The organism is Amycolatopsis lexingtonensis, from assembly GCF_014873755.1.
Taxonomy (GTDB): domain Bacteria; phylum Actinomycetota; class Actinomycetes; order Mycobacteriales; family Pseudonocardiaceae; genus Amycolatopsis; species Amycolatopsis lexingtonensis.
In genome coordinates, this window is record NZ_JADBEG010000001.1 from 8,097,245 (window position 1) to 8,114,044 (window position 16,800).

The window sequence follows — 16,800 nt, forward strand, 5'->3', positions numbered from 1 at the left end:
CACTTGGTCCCGTCATCGGTGTACGGTGATGGGACCAAGTCTCATCACTGTGTTGGAGGTCCTCATGAGCCGAGCCGTCGTCTACGAGAAGTTCGGTGGTCCCGAAGTCCTGGAGCTGCGTGAGGTGCCGGAACCGCACGCCGGCCCGGGCGAGGTGCGCGTGCGCGTCACCGCGGCCGGGCTGAACCCGATGGACTGGGGTCTCGCCGCCCGGCCCGAGGCGGCCGCGCAGTTCGGGATCACGCTGCCCTCCGGCTTCGGGTACGACTTCGCCGGCGTCGTCGACGAGGTCGGGCCCGGCGTCACGAAGTTCGCCGCGGGCGACCGCGTCCACGGCGGCGCGCTCGGGCGGGCCGTCGCCGACTTCGTCGTCATCCAGGAATCGGACTCGCTCTTCGCCACGCCGGACGAGGTCAGCGACGAGGTGGCGAGCACCCTCCCGGTGGCCGGCTCTTCGGCGGCCGCGGCGCTGGCGGCGATCGGCCTGCGCGCCGGCGACACCGTCCTGATCGGCGGGGCCGCCGGTGGCGTGGGCATCTTCGCCGTCCAGCTCGCGAAGCTCGCCGGCGCCACTGTCATCGGCACCGCGTCGGAGAGCACGTTCGGCTTCCTGCGGGAACTCGGCGCGGAGCCGGTGACCTACGGGCCCGGCCTGGCGGACCGGGTCCGGGACCGCGGCGTGACCGCGGCGACCGACCTGTTCGGCACCGAAACGGCCGAGGCAGCGCTGGCCCTCGGCGTGCCGCCCGAGCGGATCTCGACCATCGCCGCCGGTCCCACCCCGCCCGGCGGCGTGCGCGCCACCGGGGGCGCCGACGCACGACCCGGCGAGCTCGCGCGCATCGCCGCCGCGATCGCCGGCGGCGAGCTGACCGTGCCCGTCGCCGCGGTCTTCCCGGTCGAGAAGATCCGCGACGCGGTCGAGCTGCAGGCCGGGCGGCACGTGCACGGCAAGGTCGTCGTCACGCTCTGAGGCGAGACGCGGGCCACGGACTCAGGGAACTCACAGCGCCCGCGAGGCACCATCCGCACCGATGAGCGCCCGAAACCCCTTCCGCACCCGCGCGTCCGTGGCCGCCGGCCGGCTGACCGCCTGGCTGTCCCGCAGTTCGGGGCTCGGCCGCGGCGGCATGATCGGCGGCCGCGTCACGCTCGCCCTCGACCCGCGGGCGCTGCGCCGGCTCGGGCGGGAGCGGACCGTCGTGCTGGTCACCGGCACCAACGGCAAGACGACGACGTCGCTCATGCTCACCCGCGCGCTCGAGGCGCTGGCCGAGGTCGCCGCCAACAGCGACGGCTCGAACATGCCCGACGGCGTCCTCGCCGCGCTGGCCGCCCGTCCGGACGCGCCTTACGCGGTCCTCGAAGTCGACGAGGCCCACGTGCCGTGGGTGGCCGGGCAGCTCCAGCCCGCCGTGGTGGTGCTGCTGAACCTCAGCCGCGACCAGCTCGACCGCGTCGGCGAGGTCCGCGCCACCGAACGCGACCTGCGTGCCACGCTGGCCGCGCTGCCGGCCACGGTGGTCGTCGCGAACTGCGACGACGTCCTCGTGACGTCCGCCGCGACGGCGGCCGAGCGGCCGGTGTGGGTGAGCACCGGACGGCGCTGGACCGGCGACTCGACGGCGTGCCCGCGGTGCGACGGCCTCGTCGGGTTCCACGGCAAGGACTGGAGCTGCGGCTGCGGGCTGGCCCGCCCGGAGCCCGGCTGGACCCTCGAGGGCGACCTCGTCCGCACCCCCGGTGGCCGCCAGGTCGACCTCGACCTGCGGCTGCCGGGGGACGCGAACCGGGCCAACGCGGCGCTCGCGCTGGCCGCCGCGCACCGGCTCGGCGTGCCGCCGCACACCGCGGCCGCCCGGCTGCGCACCATCACCGACATCGGCGGCCGCTACCGCACGATCCGCCGGTCCCGGCACTCCGTGCGGCTGATGCTGGCGAAGAACCCGGCCGGCTGGGTCGAAACGCTGCGCGTGCTGGACGAGGACACGCCGGTGATCGTCGCGGTGAACGCGCAGGAAGCCGACGGGCGGGACCTGTCCTGGCTCTGGGACGTGCACTTCGAGCGGCTGCGCGGGCGCCAGGTGGTCGTCACCGGCGAGCGCGGCGCCGATCTCTCCGTCCGGCTCTGCTACGCCGAAGTCGCGCACTGGACCGAGCCGGACCCGGTCGCCGCGATCGACGGCCTTCCGCCCGGCGGCGTCGAGCTGGTCGCCAACTACACCGCCTTCCGCGACCTGGTCGGGCGGCTGCCCGGTGGCTGAGTCGGTCGTCCACATCGGACTGTTGCTGCCGGAGGTGCTGGGCACGTACGGCGACACCGGCAACGCGCAGGTGCTCTGCCGCCGGCTGCGCTGGCGTGGGCTCGACGCCGAGGTGGTGCCGGTCGGGCTGGGCGAGCCGGTACCGTCCACTTTGGACCTGTACCTGCTCGGCGGCGGTGAGGACGGCGCACAGGCGCTGGCCGCCGCCCACCTGCGCAAGCACTGGCGGTCGCGCTCGCGCGGCGCGGTGATCTTCGGCGTCTGCGCGGGCCTGCAGGTGCTCGGCACCCGCTTCCGCGGCCTCGACGGCGTCGAGCACGACGGTCTGGGCCTGCTCGACGTCACCACGGAACCCGGCGAGCGGCGCGCGGTGGCCGAGCTGGTGGCGACGTCGTCCGGGCTGCTCCCGGAACCGCTCACCGGCTTCGAGAACCACCTGGGCGTCAGCAAGCTCGGCGCGGACAGTGAGCCGCTCGGGACGGTCGTGCGCGGCACGGGCAACGGGGACGGCACGGAAGGCGCGGTGACGGACCGGGTCATCGGCACGTACCTGCACGGCCCGGCGCTGGCCCGCAACCCGGTGCTGGCGGACCTGCTGCTGAGCTGGGTGGCGGGGCACCCGCTGCCGCCGCTGGAGGTGCCCGAGGTCGACCGCCTGCGCGCCGAGCGGCTCACCGCGACCCGGCGCCGGCGGTGACCCGGTGCCCGTAGCCCCGCCCACCGCCGCCACCCGCGGCAAGCGCCCCAATGTGGCGTTCGGTGCGTCCAGCGCACCGAACGCCACATTGGGTGCGCTGGACGCACCCAACGCCACATTGGGGTGGTCGGGTGGACCGGCGCCGGCGGTGACCCGGTGGACGTAACCGCGGCGGAACCGCGGGTGGCGGCGGTTCGCGGTTACGCTGCGTTGGTGAAGCTGGGCAGGGTGATCGCCGCGACCGGCGTCCGGATGCGCACCACCGCCGTGGCGGTGCTGGCGCTCGCGCTGGCCATCGCCGCCGCCGGGGTGGTCGTCGTGCTGCTGCTCGAGGAGTCGCTCGACCGCAGCGTCACCGAGAGTGCCCGCAGCACCGGCCGCCAGGTCGCCATCCAGCTCGTCCGCGAAGGCGCGCGCGACCTCAGCGCGAGCGACGTCGCCAGCACCGGTGACACCGAAGCCGTCACGCAGGTGCTGGACGCGCGGGGCGTGCCGATCGCGAGCGACCCGGCGATCGTCGGGCACCCGCCGCTGACCGCCGCGCGGCCGGTCGTCGGGCACGAGACCATCGAGACGCTGCCGCTCGGCCTGAACGGCGACAGCGACGACTACCGCGTGGTGTCGCAGGAGGTGAACGGGCCCGGCGGGCCGTTCACGGTGATCTCCGCGCGCTCGCTGGAGCCGGTGACCGAGGCGTCGACCCGGCTGACGTTGCTGTTCGGCCTGATCGCCGTGCCGCTGCTCGCGATCTCCGGCCTCGCCGTGTACCGCGCGGTCGGCTCGGCGCTGCGGCCGGTCGAGCGGATGCGGCGGACCGTCGCGGAGATCTCGACGCGCGACCTCGCCGCGCGCGTGCCGCTGCCGCCAGGTGGGGACGAGGTACACCGGCTGGCCGTCACGCTCAACGAAATGCTGTCCCGGCTGGCGTCCGCGCAGGCCGCGCAACGCCGGTTCGTCGCCGACGCCAGCCACGAGCTGCGCTCGCCGCTCTCGACCATCAGCACCGCGATCGACGTCTCCGGGCGGCACCCGGAAAGCACCCGCGACCTGGTGCCGGTGATCGCCCGCGAAACCGCGCGGCTGCGCGAGCTCGTCGACGACCTGCTCATGCTGGCCCGCACCGACGACGCCACCGACCGGCCGCAGCGCACCGAGGTCGACCTCGACGACATCGTCCGCGCCGAAGCCGAGCGGGTCCGCGGCGAAGGCGCGCTGGACGTCGAGGTCCGGGCCGGGCCGGCGAAGGTCCGCGGCAGCGAGGCCCAGCTGCGGCGGGCGGTGCGGAACCTGGTCGACAACGCCCGCGGGCACGCGCGGTCGCGCATCCGAGTCAGCAGCGCGGTGCGCGGCGACCTCGCCGTGGTCGAGGTGACCGACGACGGGCCCGGCGTCGGGGAAGCCGACCGGGAACGGATCTTCGAGCGGTTCGTCCGGCTCGACGCGTCGCGGCAGCGCGGGCACGGCGGCACCGGGCTGGGCCTGCCGATCGTGGCCGGCATCGCGGCCCGCCACGGCGGCCGGGCGCGCTGCGCGGACCCCGGGGAGCCGGGCGCGCGGTTCGTGATCGAGCTGCCGGTGATCGCCGTGCCGAAGGAGGAGTAGTGCGCCTGCTGATCGTGGAGGACGAGCGCGAGTTCGCGGAGACGCTGCGGCGCGGGCTGGTCGCCGAGGGCTTCACCACCGACGTCGCCCACACCGGCCGCGAAGGGCTCTGGCGGGCGACCGAGCACGAGTACGACGTCGTCGTGCTCGACATCATGCTGCCCGAGCTGTCCGGCTACGAGGTGCTGAAACGCTTGCGGGCGGCGGAAAACTGGACGCCGGTGCTGATGCTCACGGCCAAGGACGGCGAGTACGACGAAGCCGACGCGTTCGACCTCGGCGCCGACGACTACCTCTCGAAGCCGTTCTCGTTCGTCGTGCTCATCGCCCGGCTGCGCGCGCTGCTGCGCCGGGGCGCGCCGGCCCGCCCGGCCGTGCTGGAGTCGGGCGACCTGCGGCTCGACCCGTCCGCGCGAACCGTCCACAGAGGACAAAAGCGGATCGAGCTGACCGCGCGGGAGTTCGGGTTGCTGGAGTTCCTGCTGCGGCGGCCGGGTACCGCGCTGACGAAGAACGAGATCCTCAACCACGTCTGGGACGCGCACTACGACGGCGACGAGAACGTCGTCGAGGTCTACATCGGGTACCTCCGGCGCAAGATCGACACGCCGTTCGGCACCCGCACCATCGAGACGGTCCGGGGTGTCGGATACCGGCTGGTGGACGTTACTCGATCGTAATCTACCGGGCGAATCCGGCGCATTGGTTCCGCCGGGTGTCCCGGCACTGCGCCGTTTGCCGCCGCCGGTTGCCGCATTGCGCCCATTCATTACCGCGAACCGGTGAAAAATACCGTCCCGCACCGCTACCTCGGGGAGTTGTGCCCGTTGCTACGGTGGGCACCCACCCGCGACCCAGGAAAGCGATGAGTGAATCGCCAGAGCCGTTCCTTGCGTCAAACAACGATATTCCGGACCGCGCCGGGAAATCCGTTCCCCGGTTGCGTGCTGCCGACGCCATTGGCGCCGCGAAGGAGCAGTTCGGTGTGGTGACCGGGCTGGTCCCGCACGCCGTGACGGGCGTCCGCAGCCGCGCCGACGGCGGCTGGTCCGTGCTCGTCGACGTTGTCGAGCTGGCCCGGATCCCGGATTCCACCAGCGTGATGGCCACCTACCGGGTGGACGTCGACGGGACCGGCGAACTCGGTGCGTGCGAGCGGCTGCGGCGCTTCACCCGCGGCGCCACCGATTTGTGAAAGGAGAGGTGACACGATTGGCCGCTTCGTCCGATTCGTTGGCGGACGTTCTGGAACGCGTACTCGACAAGGGGGTCGTGATAGCCGGTGACATCGGGGTCAGCGTCGTCGACGTCGAATTGCTGACCCTGCGGATCCGGCTCTTCATCGCTTCCGCGCAGACCGCGAAGGAAATGGGGATGGACTGGTGGACCGGCGACCCGTTCTTCGCCCCCAACGCCGTCCGTCCCGAACTCGAAAACGCCGGACCGGAGCCGGTGCTGCCGGAAGGGGAAAGACCGCGGTGAGCACCAAGAACTGGCTCTGCGCGTACGCGATCACGCGCAACCGGCCCGCGCTGGACATCGGGGAGTCGCCACGGCTGATCGGCTACCGCGACCTCGGGGTCGTCGTCGCCGAGGCGTCCCCGGCCCGCTTCGACCGCATCGACACGCTCGACCCGGTCGACGGCGCGCTCGCCGAGCTGGCCCGCGAGCACGACGCGGTGGTGCGCGCGGTGTTCCGCCACGAACCCGTGCTGCCGCTGCGGTTCGGCACGGTCCTGGACGGGGAGGCCGCCGCGGTCCGGCTCCTCGAAGCGGGGTACGAGCAGGCGCGCACGTGCCTCGACGAGGTCGACGGGCACCGCGAGTGGGGCGTCCGAATCCGCCACACCGAGCCCGCCGCGACCAGCCGCCCGGACGCGACGGGCCTGACGGGCACGCAGTACCTCGTCCGGCGCCGCGAACGCCTGAAGGCGATCCAGCGTGGCCGCGAAGAAGTGCTGGCGGCCGCCGGCCGGCTCGAGGAAGCACTGCGCCGCCACGCCACCGACAGCATCGGCCGGGCGCGGCCGCACGGGGTGCTGCTCAACACGGCGTTCCTGGTGGAAACCGGCCGGGAAGCGGCGTTCCACGCGGAGTTCGAGTGGTTCGCCCGCGAGCTGCGCGCGGCGGGCGCGACGGTGGAGACCTCGGGGCCGTGGCCGCCCTACTCGTTCACCGACGTGGAGCTGGGTGCGGCGGATGGCTGACGCGGAAGTGGTGCGCTTGACCACGGACTCGCCCGCCGAAGCCGTCGCCGACCTGCTCGACCGGGTCGTGCACCGCGGCGCCGTCGTCACCGGGGACGTGATCATCTCGCTCGCCGGCATCGACCTCGTCCGGCTCGACCTGCGGCTGCTGCTGCTCGGGCTCGAGGAGGCGCCGGGATGACCGAGCCCGTCCGGCTGCCCGCCGACGCCGGGCGCGGGCTGGGGCACCTCGTCGTCACCGTGCTCGACATCCTCCGCGAGGTGCTCGAACGGCAGGCGCTGCGGCGCCTGGACAGCCTCACACCCGCCCAGGTCGAAGACCTCGGGCAGGCCCTGATCGACCTGGATCGCCGGTTCGCCGAGATCCGGGCCGCCCTCGACGAAAGGACCTGAGTTGACCAGACCGGGGCAGACCGGCGGCGGGCTCGCCGACACGCTGGACATCCTGCTGGACAAGGGACTCGTGATCGACGCGTCGGTGCGGGTGTCGGTGATCGGGATCGAGCTGCTGGCCATCGAGGCCCGGATCGTGATCGCCAGCGTCGACACCTACATCCGCTACCTCGAAGCGATGCAGCGCCTGCAGAGCACGCCCGTGCCCGGTCAGATCTCGCAAGGCCTCGGCCAGACGACCGGGCTGATCCCACCCCCGCCGCCCACCCCCGCCGTGGCGGTGCCCGTCGAACCGGCCGTTCCCGTCGAACAGCCGTGACGCTGCAGCTCTACGGCGTCGTGCGCGCCGGGCACCCGCGGGCGCCGCGCACCGTGTGCTGGGACGACCTGGCCATGGTCGTCGGCGACCCCGAGCCCGACCCGGCGGTGCACCTCGCGGTGGTGTCCGCGCTCGTCGAGGGCGGCCCGGTATTGCCGGTCCGGTTCGGCACGGCGGCGGAGGACGAGGAGGCCGTCCGCGCCGAGGTGCTCGCCCCGGCCGCCGACACCTACCGCGCCGACCTCGACCGGCTGGACGGGCTGGCCGAGGTGCACGTCTGCCTGCGGTTCACCGAGCCCGGGTCGGCGTGGCGCTCGGCGCGTTCGGACGGGCTGCTGTCGGAGGTCGCCGAACGGGCCCGCGACTCGGTGGCGCTGCCGGCGGGCGAGTCCGCCGACGAGCGGTGGGCGTTCCTGGTCGGGCTGGGTGACCTGCTCGTCGTCCGGGACGCCGTCGCCGGGCTCGGGCACGGCGGCGGCGTCCAGGCTGACTGGCTCGGGCCGCTGCCCGCGTACAGCTTCCTCGAGCGCCGGACGTGCTCCCGCTGGAGCTGGTGAGCGCGGGCGGAACAGCTGTTGAACACTCTTTTCGGTACTGGTCGTGACCGCCCGCGATCGGCGATCCTGGCGCCGTGACCACCAGTGAGCTCGCCGCCATCGGCGGGCCCGGCTCCGGGCCGGGCCGGTTCCGCGCGCCGTCGGGGATCGCGGTCGACGCGCGCGGGCGGGTGTGGGTGGCCGACACCGGCAACGACCGCGTGCAGGCCTTCACCCGCGGCGGTGCGCTCGTGCGCGTCATCGCCGGGCGGCTCAAGGCGCCCGAGGGGATCGCGGTCGACGCCGCGGGCAACGTCTACGTCGCCGACACCGGCAACCGCCGGGTCGTGCAGTACACGTGGTGGGGCGGGTTCGTGCGCGGGTTCGGCGAATTCGGCAGGCCCCGCGCGGTCGCGGTGGACCCGGCCGGACGGCTGCTGGTGGACGACGGCGGCCGCGTCGCGCGGTTCGACACCCGGACCGGCGCGGCGCTGCCCGACGCCATCGAGTGGGTCAGCTCACCGCGCGACAGTGCCGGCGACGGCGCGGGCGGCGTCTGGGTCGCCGACACCGGCAACCACCGGATCGTCCACTTCGGAGTGCCGGCCTAGTTCCGGGAGATCGCGGCGGTCGCGCGGACCACGGCGGTGCAGCGGTTCTCGACGTAGGCGAGCTCGCCTTCTTCGGCGATGCGGCGCGCTTCGGCGGAGACGATGCCCTGCTGCAGCCACAGTGCCTTCGCGCCGATCTCGACGGTCTCGCGCGCGATGCCGGGTGCCTCGGGCGACGGGCGGAAGACGTCGACCAGGTCGACCGGCTCCGGGATGTCCTTCAGCGACCGGTAGACCTTTTCCCCGAGCAGCTCGGTCGCGCTCGGGTGCACCGGGATGATCCGGAAGCCGTGCGCCTGCAGGACCGCCGGGACGCCGTGGGCGGCTTTGGCCGGGTCGCGGCTCAGCCCGACCACGGCGATGGTCTTCGCGCCGGCGAGGATTTCCTCTGCGTTCATGCCGGGAGAACGCCCGGCGGGCGTCAAAGCTTCCAGAGCCGCAGGCCGCGCACGCGGTAAACCGGCCAGAGCACGTGCCACGGCTTCCGGCGGGCGAAGGTGGCGGCGCAGGTCAGGATGTTGCGGGCGGACGTCGTCGCCACCTCGTGGCGGTCCGGCCACAATTCGCCCTTGGCGCCGACGGCGATGCGGAACACCGTCAGCAGGCCCCGGCCCTGCAGGTCGTACTTCGCGCCGGTGTCCCCCGAGTCCGGCGCGAGTTCGGCGATCTCGGCCCCGAAGGCGCGGGCGGCCTGCGGCGCGATCTCGGCGGGCACTACGCCGACGCTGCGCGTGATCGCCTTGCCGTGCATCCGCCGCGCGTACCGGAACAGCAGCGAGCGCTCCCACCACGGCAGCAGCCGGTGGTGGGCCAGCAGCGCGGCGCACTCGCCGTGCCCGATGGCGAAGATGCTGGTCAGCTCGTCGTAGCTGCCGTTCGTGGCCGGCTCGTTCAGGTGCAGCCGCACCTCGAACCGGGTGCGCGCGGTGAGCTCGTCGAGCTGCTCACGGCGATCGAGCCGCGCCTTCGCGCGGGACAGGGACCAGTCGGACATCGAACCTCCAGACGTCGCGCACAGGGTATGCGGCGCGCGACGCCCGGAACACGCTTTCAGCCGATCTTCTCGCCGTACATCTCGCCAAGCGGGTCGGAGATCAGCTCGACGCGGGCACCGTCCGGATCGGACAGGTAGATGGACGTCTCGCTCTCCAGCAGGTACTGCACGCCGGCCTCGTCGAGCTTGTCCTTGATCGCGCTCCACCGATCGGGGGTGACGGAGAGGGCCAGGTGGTGCAGTCCACCGAGGACTTCCGCGTACGGGCCGAGGTCCAGGCCGGGCAGGTCGAAGAAGGCGACCGCGTTGCCGTTGCCGACGTCGAAGAAGAAGTGGCTGGAGCCAGGGTAGTCGCGGTTCTCGATCAGCTCGGTGAGCGGGAAGCCGAGGACGTCCTGGTAGAACTCGATGGTCCGCTCGACGTCGCTGGAGATCAGCGCGGTGTGGTGGATGCCGCGCCCGTTCGTCGCCGGGCGGTCGGCGGCCGGGCGCAGGTGGCGCTCGCGCAGCTCGTCCCGGATTTCGGCGAGCTTGGCGACCTCGGCCTGGGTCGGTGCCATGTCCCTCACGTCCCTTCCTGGTGGTGCTTCGAACGGTACGCCCAGATTATCTTGCGCGCAAGAGGTTGCCTGGCGAGAGTTCCGTTGGGTGGAACACCGAGGGTTGTGCGCGGGGTGCGCGCCGGGCAGAGTCCGGTGCGTGGACGTCAGCAAGGTGCAGGAGGCCGCCGCCGTACTGGCGCGGGCCTACGCGACGCGCGAGCCGGCCGAGCCGCTGATCAAGCTGTTCCCGGAGGCGACCGTCGAGGACGCGTACCGGATCCAGCAGGAGCAGGTGCGGCACTGGACGTCGGACGGCGACGCCGTCCGCGGGCACAAGGTCGGCCTCGCCTCGGCGGCGATGCAGCGGCAGATGGGCGTCGACCAGCCCGACTACGGGCACCTGACCGGCAGCATGTTCCACCTGGAGCACCAGCCGATCCCGACGTCGGCGTTCTTGCAGCCCCGCATCGAGCCGGAGATCGCGTTCGTGCTCGGCTCGGCGCTGCGCGGCCCCGGCGTGACGGTGGCGGACGCGGTGCGCGCGGTCGACTTCGTGCTGCCGTCGCTGGAGATCGTCGACTCCCGCATCCGCGACTGGAAGATCTCCCTCTTCGACACGATCGCCGACAACGCCTCGTCCGGCGGCGTGGTCCTGGGCAGCAGCCCGACCGCGCTGGGTGCGGTGGATCTGCGCCTGGCCGGCTGCGTGCTCTACCAGAACGGGTCGGTGGCGGCGACGGGCGCGGGCGGCGCGGTGCTCGGCTCGCCGCTGAACTCGCTGGTGTGGCTGGCGAACACGGTCGGGCCGCTGGGGGTCACGCTGGAGCCGGGGCACGTCGTGCTGCCGGGGTCGATGACCCGGGCGATCCCGGTGTCGCCGGGCGACACGATCGTCGCGACCATCGCCGGCCTCGGCAGCGTCACCGCGGTCTTCTCGGAGGAATCATGAACGTGCGCGAGGCGGCCGCGGCGCTGCTCGGAACGGTTGCGGAGCGTTCGCCGCTGTCGGAGGAGTGGCCGGACCTCGACGTCGACACGGCGTACGCGATCCAAGACGAGGCCCTGCGGCAGCGACGTGCCCGCGGCGAAACGCTGATCGGCGTGAAGCTGGGCCTGACGTCACGGGCGAAGCAGCAGCGGATGGGCATCGATTCGCCGCTGCTGGCCTGGCTCACCGACGCGATGGTGCTGCCCGCGGGGGTGCCGGTGCCTTCGCTGATCCACCCGCGTGCCGAGCCGGAGCTGGTCTTCGTGCTGGGCCGCCGGTTGGCCGGTCCCGGCGTGACCGCGGCAACGGCGCTGGCCGCGGTCGACCGGGTGTACGGCGGCATCGAGGTCATCGACAGCCGCTACGCGGACTACCGCTTCACGTTGCCGGACGCGGTGGCGGACAACGGCTCGTCGGCGTACTTCGGCGTCGGCCCGGTGGGATTGCCGCCCGCCTCGCTGGACTTGTCGTTGGAGGCGGCGCTGTTGGAGGTCGACGGCCAGATCGTCGACACGGCCACCGGCGCGGCGGTCCAGGGCCATCCGGCGGAGGCTCTGGCGTTGGCCGCGAATTCTTTGGCGGCGCGGGGTTTGGCGCTGGAGCCGGGGTGGCTGGTGCTGACCGGCGGGATGACGGACGCGGTGCCGCTCCGCCGCGGATCTCGGGTGGCGGCGCACTTCTCGCACCTGGGGTCGATCACGCTGTCCGCTTGACCGCGATCCGCTCGATGCCCCGGATGATGCGAGGCCACACGGCCCGAGGCAGGTCGTGGCCCATCCCCGGTACGACGTCGAGGGCGGCGCCCGGGATGGCGCGCGCGGTGGCGCGGCCGCCGGAAACATGGACCAGTGGGTCGCGGGCGCCGTGGACGACCAAGGTGGGGGTGGTTAGCTTCCGCAACTTCGGCGCGCGGTCGCGGTCGGCCATGATCGCGGCGAGCTGGCGGACCGCGCCGCCCGGGTGGACGCCGCGGTCGTAGGTGCGTTCGGCGCGGTCTCGCATGCGGGCTTCGTCGAAGGGGTAGCCGGGGGAGCCGATCAGGCGGAACGTGCGCAGGAGCATTTCGACGTAGGCGTCGCGATCGCGTGGCGGCGCGGCGAGCAGCATCGACATCGCGCGGGCGCTCGGCCGGCCGACGAACCGGCCGCCGGTGCTGGACATGATCGACGTCAGTGAGAGGACCCGCGACGGGTGCCGGATCGCGAGGGTCTGCGCGATCATTCCGCCCATGGACGCGCCGACGACGTGAGCGGCTGGAATCTCGAGCGCCGTGAGCAGGCCGACGGCGTCGTCGGCCATGTCGGCGAGGGAGTACGGCGCGGTGCGGAGCAGGTAGGCCTGCGCCAGGTTGGCCCGGCCGCGTAGGCGGGTCGAGCGTCCGGCGTCCCGGTTGTCGAAGCGGATCACGTGGAAGCCTTGGGCGGCCAGGGTTTCGCAGAACTCTTCGTCCCACCAGATCATCGGTGCGGCCAGGCCCATGACGAGCAGGAGGGGGCGATCGCCCGGGTCACCGAAGGATTCGTGGCAGAGCTCGATGCCGTTGACGCTGGTCAGCTGCTCGGTCATCGGGCCTCCGCCGCTTCGGTGCCGTTGCGGTACGCGCGGGCCTGGATCTCGTACAGCTCGTGGTAGACCCCGCCCGCGCGGATCAGGTCGGCGTGGGTGCCCTCCTCGATCAGCCTGCCCTTCTCCAGGACCAGGATGCGGTCCGCCGAGCGGATGTTGGCCAGGCGGTGGGTGACCAGGACCGTGGTGCGGCGGCCGCGGTGGGACGTGCTCGCGTGCTGGAGGCCGGCGAACACCCGGGCTTCGGCGCGGGCGTCGAGTGCCGCGGTCGGTTCGTCGGCCACCAGGATCGAGGCGTCGCGGTAGATGCCGCGGGCGATGCCCATGCGTTGCCACTGGCCGCCGGACAGGTCGTGGCCTTCGTCGAACTTCTTCGACAGCATCGTGTTCTCCTTCGCGGGCAGGGAAGCGATCACCTCGTCCGCGCCCGAGTGGTCCACCGCTTCCCGCCACGCCCGGCGGTCCAGGTCCGCGCGGCCGAGGCGGCCGACCGTGATGTTGTTCGCCGCCGTCATCGGCCACTCCGCCGGTTCCTGGGCGATCACCGCGATGTTCGCGTGCACCGAGGCCGGGTCGGCCCGGGCCAGGTCGATGTCGTCCCAGTGGACGGTGCCCTCGTCCGGTGGGTAGAGCCCGGTGAGCAGCTTGCCCAGCGTGGTCTTGCCGGAGCCGTTCTCGCCGACCAGTGCCACGACCTCGCCGCGCCGGATGGTCAGCGAAACGTCCCGCAGGGCCGGGGTTTCGCGGCCCGGGTAGGTGAACGTGACGCCCGTCAGCCGGATCTCTTCCGGGTCGGGTGGCGCGGTCAGCGACGTCTCCGGTGGCCGGCGCTTCAGCGATTCCGCGAGCAGCTGGTTGTAGAACCCGATGTAGAAGGAGTCCTCGTACAGCGAGTTGATCGCGCGCATGGTGTTGGACAGCGCTGTCGACGCCGTGCGCATCGCCAGCACCGCCGTGCCGGCCAGCGCCAGCTCCATCGCGCCGGTGTAGAGCAGCCAGCCGAGCACCAGGTACGCCACCGCCGTGCCCAGCCCCGCCGCCGCCCGGCCGGTCGTGCGCACCAGGTTGCTGCGGTGCGCCAGCCGGATCTCCTCCAGCGCGAGGCTGCGCGAGATGCGCCGGTACTCGCCGAGCAGCGGCTCCTGCAGCGTCAACGCGTGCCGTTCGAGGGCCATCGACCGCCAGGTGGCGACCTCCTCGACGACCGACTTGCGGATGTTGCGCCCGACCGTGTCGAGGAAGTGCCGGTAGTTCAGCTTCGCGACGCGCGCGGCGGCCCAGCCGTCGGCCGCCGCGGCGAGCAGGAGCACCGGCGCGAGCCACGGGTTCAGCAGGCCGGCCGTGATCATCGCCGCCGCGAGCGAGATCGCCGACGACGTCAGGTCGGCCAGCCGGCGCAGGCTCGTCTCGATGGCCCGGACGCCGAACCGGGCGCCCTGCCGCGCCAGTTCGCGGAAGTCCGCGTCCTCGAACGCGATCAGCCCGACGTGCACCACCGACGCCGTCACGGCATCGTCCGCCGCCGCGGTGACGCGCGGCCGCAGCGCGCCCTCGACGGCGGCCACCGCCGCGTCCAGCGTCGCGCGCGCCGCGTAAGAGCCCATGACGACCGCGAGCGCGGGCAGCGACTGCAGCACCCGGTCCGGCGTCGGGCCCTGTTCGAGCAGCGCGGTGAAGACGTTCGCGGTGGCGAGCAGCCCGAACGCCGTGACGCAGCCGGAAACGACGTGCACGAAACCGGCCAGCAAGGTCAGCCGCGGCGAAGTGCGCCACGCCAGCCGCAGCACGACGGAGATCGCGGTGGGCAGCGCGCGCACGGCCTCGCCGAAGCCCGCGGCGGCCACGCGCTCGTCGACGCGGGCCCATTCGGGCATCTTCACGTTCTCGACCCCGATCAGCGGGGGCGAGTCCGTGGGCTTCGGTTCTGCGGGTCTGGCCACGTGTTCATCTGTACTCCGGGGGTACGACAATTCCGGGAGTCCGTTGCGTGCGGGGCCGGGTGCGGGCGGTGATCGGAGCTAGGCCGTTCGAGTGAAAGTAATCGTTTTCCCTAGGCCTCCGGCACTACCGGGAGACACACTCGCTGCACAGCTCGAAAGTGCGCAACACTGAATAACTAATCATTGTTGTGAAATAGCGCGCCCTCTGCGGATGCGCTGGTAGAGACCGGAAACGGGTGACGTCCTCGGTTCAGGGGGGAGGGGCGTCACCCGTTTCCCCTACTGCTCGGTGCGCGTGTACCGCGCTCGCAGGAATGGGCTGAATTCGCGGTCTTCACCCATCTTGACGTCGATTTCGTGCGTCAGCGTGTCCCCGTCCGGGGTGAGCCGGTGCCGGGCCACCCCGCGGGCGGTCTTCTTCTCCAGGGTCAGTGTGACGCCGGTCCAGCCGCCGCGGGCGGGGGAATCGGGTGGGAAGCCGTAGCTGTCGAAGCCGTACCAGAGCGTCTCGCCGGTGTTCGGGTCGGCGGTGAAGACGTTGTGGCCGAGGAACTCCGCCCCGTCTTCGCGGCGCTGGCGGTAGTCCTGGACCAGCGCGAACCCGTTGAGGGTCAAGCGGTATCCGCATTCGGCGTGCGCGGTCGACGCCGGCGCCCACGGCGAGGCGGCGAGTTCCTCGGTGCCGGTCCAGTCGCCGACGAAGGCCTTCAGCGCGTCGTGTGCGGGGCCCAGTGCGGGCATGTCCATGGTCGTCTCCATTTCGACAGGTGCCTGTCGATATGCGAGACTAGCACGCATGCGGTCCCATCGAGCCGAGACGTTCACCCGGGTGATCGACGCGGTGTTCGCGTGCAACGGCGGCTTCCTCGCGGCGGGCGACGCCCTGACCGAACCGGTCGGCCTGACGGCGGCGCAGTGGCAGGTGCTCGGCTTCCTGGAGGACGGCCCGGCGACGGCCGCGGAGGTCGCGCGACGGCGGGGGCTGCGGCGGCAGAGCGTGCAGGAGACGGTGAACCGGTTGCTGCGCAACGGGATGCTCGACCGGCTGCCGAACCCGGGTGACGCGCGGGCGCCGCTGTTGTCGCTGACGCGGCGGGCGAAGGACGCGATGCGGGAGCTGGGGCGGTCGCAGGTCGAGTGGGCGGAGGGGGTGGCGGCGGAGGTGTCGCAGGAGGATTTGGAGACGACGTTGCGCACGCTGCGGCGCCTGCGGGAGCTGACGGCCCAGCCGCGGTTGTTGTGAGGGGGCTTGCGGCAAAGCAACCAGGGCGTCACCGGGGGAATGCCGGTGCGGGCGGGAGCTTGCCGAACGTCGTGAACGACTCTTTCCTGGCGCCGGACGACAGGGCCCCGGCAAAGTCAGGCCGAGGCGGCTAGCGGATGTGCCCCAATGTGGCGTTGGGTGCGTTGGACGCACCGAACGCCACATTGGGGGCATCCGGGACCAGAACGCCAGACCCAGCAGCCACATCGGTCACCGCCCGCAAGGTCATGGCATCCGGCGGCGCGGGAGGGTCAGTCCGGCTTGATGCCCAGCATTGTCAGGAACGTGCGGAAGCCGGTGGACATGTCGACCTCGTCCGGGTCGAGCAGCCACTGCAGTTGCAAGCCGTCGAGGACGGCGATGGCGATCGGGGCCAGTTGCTCCGGCGTCGTTCCCGGGGGGAGTTCGTCGCGGTGGCGTTCCAGCATCTGGGTCATGCCCGCCCGGACGCGGGCGTAGCGGTCGTGGAAGTACTCGCGGGCCGGGTGGTCTTCGGTGACGCTGTCCGCTGACAGGACCGTGTACGTCTGGACGATGCCCGGCCGGGTGGCGTTGTAGTCGACCAGGTCGGCCAGCTGGTTGACCGTCATCGACGACTCGTCGCCCGGTGGGGCGTGGCCGAAGTGGAGGAGGTCCCACTCGTCCCGGGTCTCCAAGACGGCCGTGAGCAGGTCTTCCTTCGTCGGGAAGTAGTGCATCAGCCCTTGCTGGGTCAGGCCGACGCGCTCGGCGACCGCGGCCAGTGAGGTGCCGCGGTAGCCGCGTTCGGCGATCACTTCGAAGGCCGCTCGGACGATGCTCGCGCGGCGGTCGGCGCCCCTGGCCCGGGTCATGATCCCGAGCCTACGGGACTCACCGTCACGAAACCATAACTTTC

Annotated in this window: 23 protein-coding genes; 16 read left to right on the plus strand and 7 right to left on the minus strand. The window is 72.5% G+C overall.

Annotation, left to right across the window (positions count from 1 at the left end; genetic code table 11):
* The first annotated feature begins 64 nt into the window (after positions 1–64).
* The 13 genes from H4696_RS37555 to H4696_RS51345 all read left to right on the plus strand — a co-directional run bounded on the left by H4696_RS37555 (position 65) and on the right by H4696_RS51345 (position 8,629).
* Positions 65–973, plus strand: coding sequence for an NADP-dependent oxidoreductase (locus tag H4696_RS37555; RefSeq protein ID WP_086860408.1), 909 nt, complete (start codon positions 65–67; stop codon positions 971–973).
* A 61-nt stretch (positions 974–1,034) separates the two neighbouring features.
* The gene (locus H4696_RS37560; protein ID WP_192782749.1) at positions 1,035–2,264 is read left to right on the plus strand and encodes a MurT ligase domain-containing protein; all 1,230 of its coding nucleotides are present in this window, start codon (positions 1,035–1,037) and stop codon (positions 2,262–2,264) included.
* Positions 2,257–2,961 carry a type 1 glutamine amidotransferase gene (locus H4696_RS37565; protein WP_086860406.1) on the plus strand — a complete coding sequence of 235 codons (705 nt, stop codon included), beginning with the start codon at positions 2,257–2,259 and terminating at the stop codon, positions 2,959–2,961. Before H4696_RS37560 ends, H4696_RS37565 begins: the two co-directional genes overlap by 8 nt.
* A gap of 213 nt (positions 2,962–3,174) precedes the next feature.
* Positions 3,175–4,563 carry a sensor histidine kinase gene (locus tag H4696_RS37570; protein ID WP_249027288.1) on the plus strand — a complete coding sequence of 463 codons (1,389 nt, stop codon included), beginning with the start codon at positions 3,175–3,177 and terminating at the stop codon, positions 4,561–4,563.
* On the plus strand, positions 4,563–5,243 hold the full coding sequence (locus H4696_RS37575; RefSeq protein ID WP_086865501.1) for a response regulator transcription factor: 681 nt from the start codon (positions 4,563–4,565) through the stop codon (positions 5,241–5,243). Before H4696_RS37570 ends, H4696_RS37575 begins: the two co-directional genes overlap by 1 nt.
* Positions 5,244–5,428: 185 nt before the next feature.
* Positions 5,429–5,758: a gas vesicle protein GvpO gene (gvpO, locus tag H4696_RS37580; protein ID WP_211299851.1), complete on the plus strand. Its 330-nt coding sequence runs from the start codon at positions 5,429–5,431 to the stop codon at positions 5,756–5,758.
* An 8-nt stretch (positions 5,759–5,766) separates the two neighbouring features.
* Entirely contained in the window at positions 5,767–6,045 is a 279-nt protein-coding gene (locus H4696_RS37585; RefSeq protein ID WP_476693083.1) for a gas vesicle protein, read from the plus strand.
* Entirely contained in the window at positions 6,042–6,770 is a 729-nt protein-coding gene (locus H4696_RS37590) for a GvpL/GvpF family gas vesicle protein (protein ID WP_192782750.1), read from the plus strand. Before H4696_RS37585 ends, H4696_RS37590 begins: the two co-directional genes overlap by 4 nt.
* Entirely contained in the window at positions 6,763–6,951 is a 189-nt protein-coding gene (gvpJ, locus tag H4696_RS37595) for a gas vesicle protein GvpJ (RefSeq protein ID WP_192782751.1), read from the plus strand. Before H4696_RS37590 ends, gvpJ (H4696_RS37595) begins: the two co-directional genes overlap by 8 nt.
* Complete coding sequence (gene gvpK / locus H4696_RS37600) at positions 6,948–7,163, plus strand: gas vesicle protein GvpK (protein WP_192782752.1); 216 nt, start codon at positions 6,948–6,950, stop codon at positions 7,161–7,163. The genes gvpJ (H4696_RS37595) and gvpK overlap by 4 nt, the downstream gene beginning before the upstream one ends.
* 1 nt (position 7,164) lies before the next feature.
* Entirely contained in the window at positions 7,165–7,482 is a 318-nt protein-coding gene (gene gvpJ / locus H4696_RS37605; protein WP_192782753.1) for a gas vesicle protein GvpJ, read from the plus strand.
* A complete protein-coding gene (locus tag H4696_RS37610; RefSeq protein ID WP_192782754.1) occupies positions 7,479–8,039 on the plus strand; it encodes a GvpL/GvpF family gas vesicle protein in 561 nt (186 codons plus the stop codon). The genes gvpJ (H4696_RS37605) and H4696_RS37610 overlap by 4 nt, the downstream gene beginning before the upstream one ends.
* A gap of 74 nt (positions 8,040–8,113) precedes the next feature.
* Positions 8,114–8,629, plus strand: coding sequence for an NHL repeat-containing protein (locus tag H4696_RS51345; RefSeq protein WP_192782755.1), 516 nt, complete (start codon positions 8,114–8,116; stop codon positions 8,627–8,629).
* Here the strand turns inward: H4696_RS51345 and H4696_RS37620 are convergent.
* The 3 genes from H4696_RS37620 to H4696_RS37630 are packed head-to-tail and all read right to left on the minus strand — an operon-like array spanning position 8,626 to position 10,183.
* Positions 8,626–9,027 (minus strand): CoA-binding protein, encoded by a 402-nt coding sequence (locus H4696_RS37620; RefSeq protein WP_086863905.1) that lies wholly within the window; start codon positions 9,025–9,027, stop codon positions 8,626–8,628. The two genes, H4696_RS51345 and H4696_RS37620, sit on opposite strands and share 4 nt — an antisense overlap.
* Positions 9,028–9,050: 23 nt before the next feature.
* Complete coding sequence (locus H4696_RS37625) at positions 9,051–9,623, minus strand: hypothetical protein (RefSeq protein ID WP_086863906.1); 573 nt, start codon at positions 9,621–9,623, stop codon at positions 9,051–9,053.
* A gap of 56 nt (positions 9,624–9,679) precedes the next feature.
* Positions 9,680–10,183, minus strand: a complete 504-nt coding sequence (locus H4696_RS37630) for a VOC family protein (RefSeq protein WP_169735135.1) — start codon at positions 10,181–10,183, stop codon at positions 9,680–9,682.
* A gap of 139 nt (positions 10,184–10,322) precedes the next feature.
* Here H4696_RS37630 and H4696_RS37635 point away from each other — a divergent pair, with 139 nt between their 5' ends.
* The gene (locus H4696_RS37635; RefSeq protein WP_086863908.1) at positions 10,323–11,114 is read left to right on the plus strand and encodes a 2-keto-4-pentenoate hydratase; all 792 of its coding nucleotides are present in this window, start codon (positions 10,323–10,325) and stop codon (positions 11,112–11,114) included.
* Positions 11,111–11,866 (plus strand): 2-keto-4-pentenoate hydratase, encoded by a 756-nt coding sequence (locus H4696_RS37640; RefSeq protein WP_192782756.1) that lies wholly within the window; start codon positions 11,111–11,113, stop codon positions 11,864–11,866. The genes H4696_RS37635 and H4696_RS37640 overlap by 4 nt, the downstream gene beginning before the upstream one ends.
* Here H4696_RS37640 and H4696_RS37645 read toward each other — a convergent pair.
* The 3 genes from H4696_RS37645 to H4696_RS37655 form a co-directional block, all read right to left on the minus strand.
* Positions 11,850–12,719: an alpha/beta fold hydrolase gene (locus H4696_RS37645; protein ID WP_192782757.1), complete on the minus strand. Its 870-nt coding sequence runs from the start codon at positions 12,717–12,719 to the stop codon at positions 11,850–11,852. The genes H4696_RS37640 and H4696_RS37645 overlap by 17 nt on opposite strands.
* The gene (locus tag H4696_RS37650) at positions 12,716–14,593 is read right to left on the minus strand and encodes an ABC transporter ATP-binding protein (protein WP_086858928.1); all 1,878 of its coding nucleotides are present in this window, start codon (positions 14,591–14,593) and stop codon (positions 12,716–12,718) included. Before H4696_RS37650 ends, H4696_RS37645 begins: the two co-directional genes overlap by 4 nt.
* 345 nt (positions 14,594–14,938) lie before the next feature.
* A complete protein-coding gene (locus tag H4696_RS37655) occupies positions 14,939–15,406 on the minus strand; it encodes a DUF1579 family protein (RefSeq protein WP_225955909.1) in 468 nt (155 codons plus the stop codon).
* Between the two features lie 49 nt (positions 15,407–15,455).
* Here H4696_RS37655 and H4696_RS37660 point away from each other — a divergent pair, with 49 nt between their 5' ends.
* Entirely contained in the window at positions 15,456–15,902 is a 447-nt protein-coding gene (locus tag H4696_RS37660; protein WP_086858907.1) for a MarR family winged helix-turn-helix transcriptional regulator, read from the plus strand.
* 272 nt (positions 15,903–16,174) lie between these two features.
* Here H4696_RS37660 and H4696_RS37665 read toward each other — a convergent pair whose 3' ends face one another.
* Positions 16,175–16,756 (minus strand): TetR/AcrR family transcriptional regulator, encoded by a 582-nt coding sequence (locus H4696_RS37665; RefSeq protein WP_086858908.1) that lies wholly within the window; start codon positions 16,754–16,756, stop codon positions 16,175–16,177.
* Between the last annotated feature and the right edge of the window lie 44 nt (positions 16,757–16,800).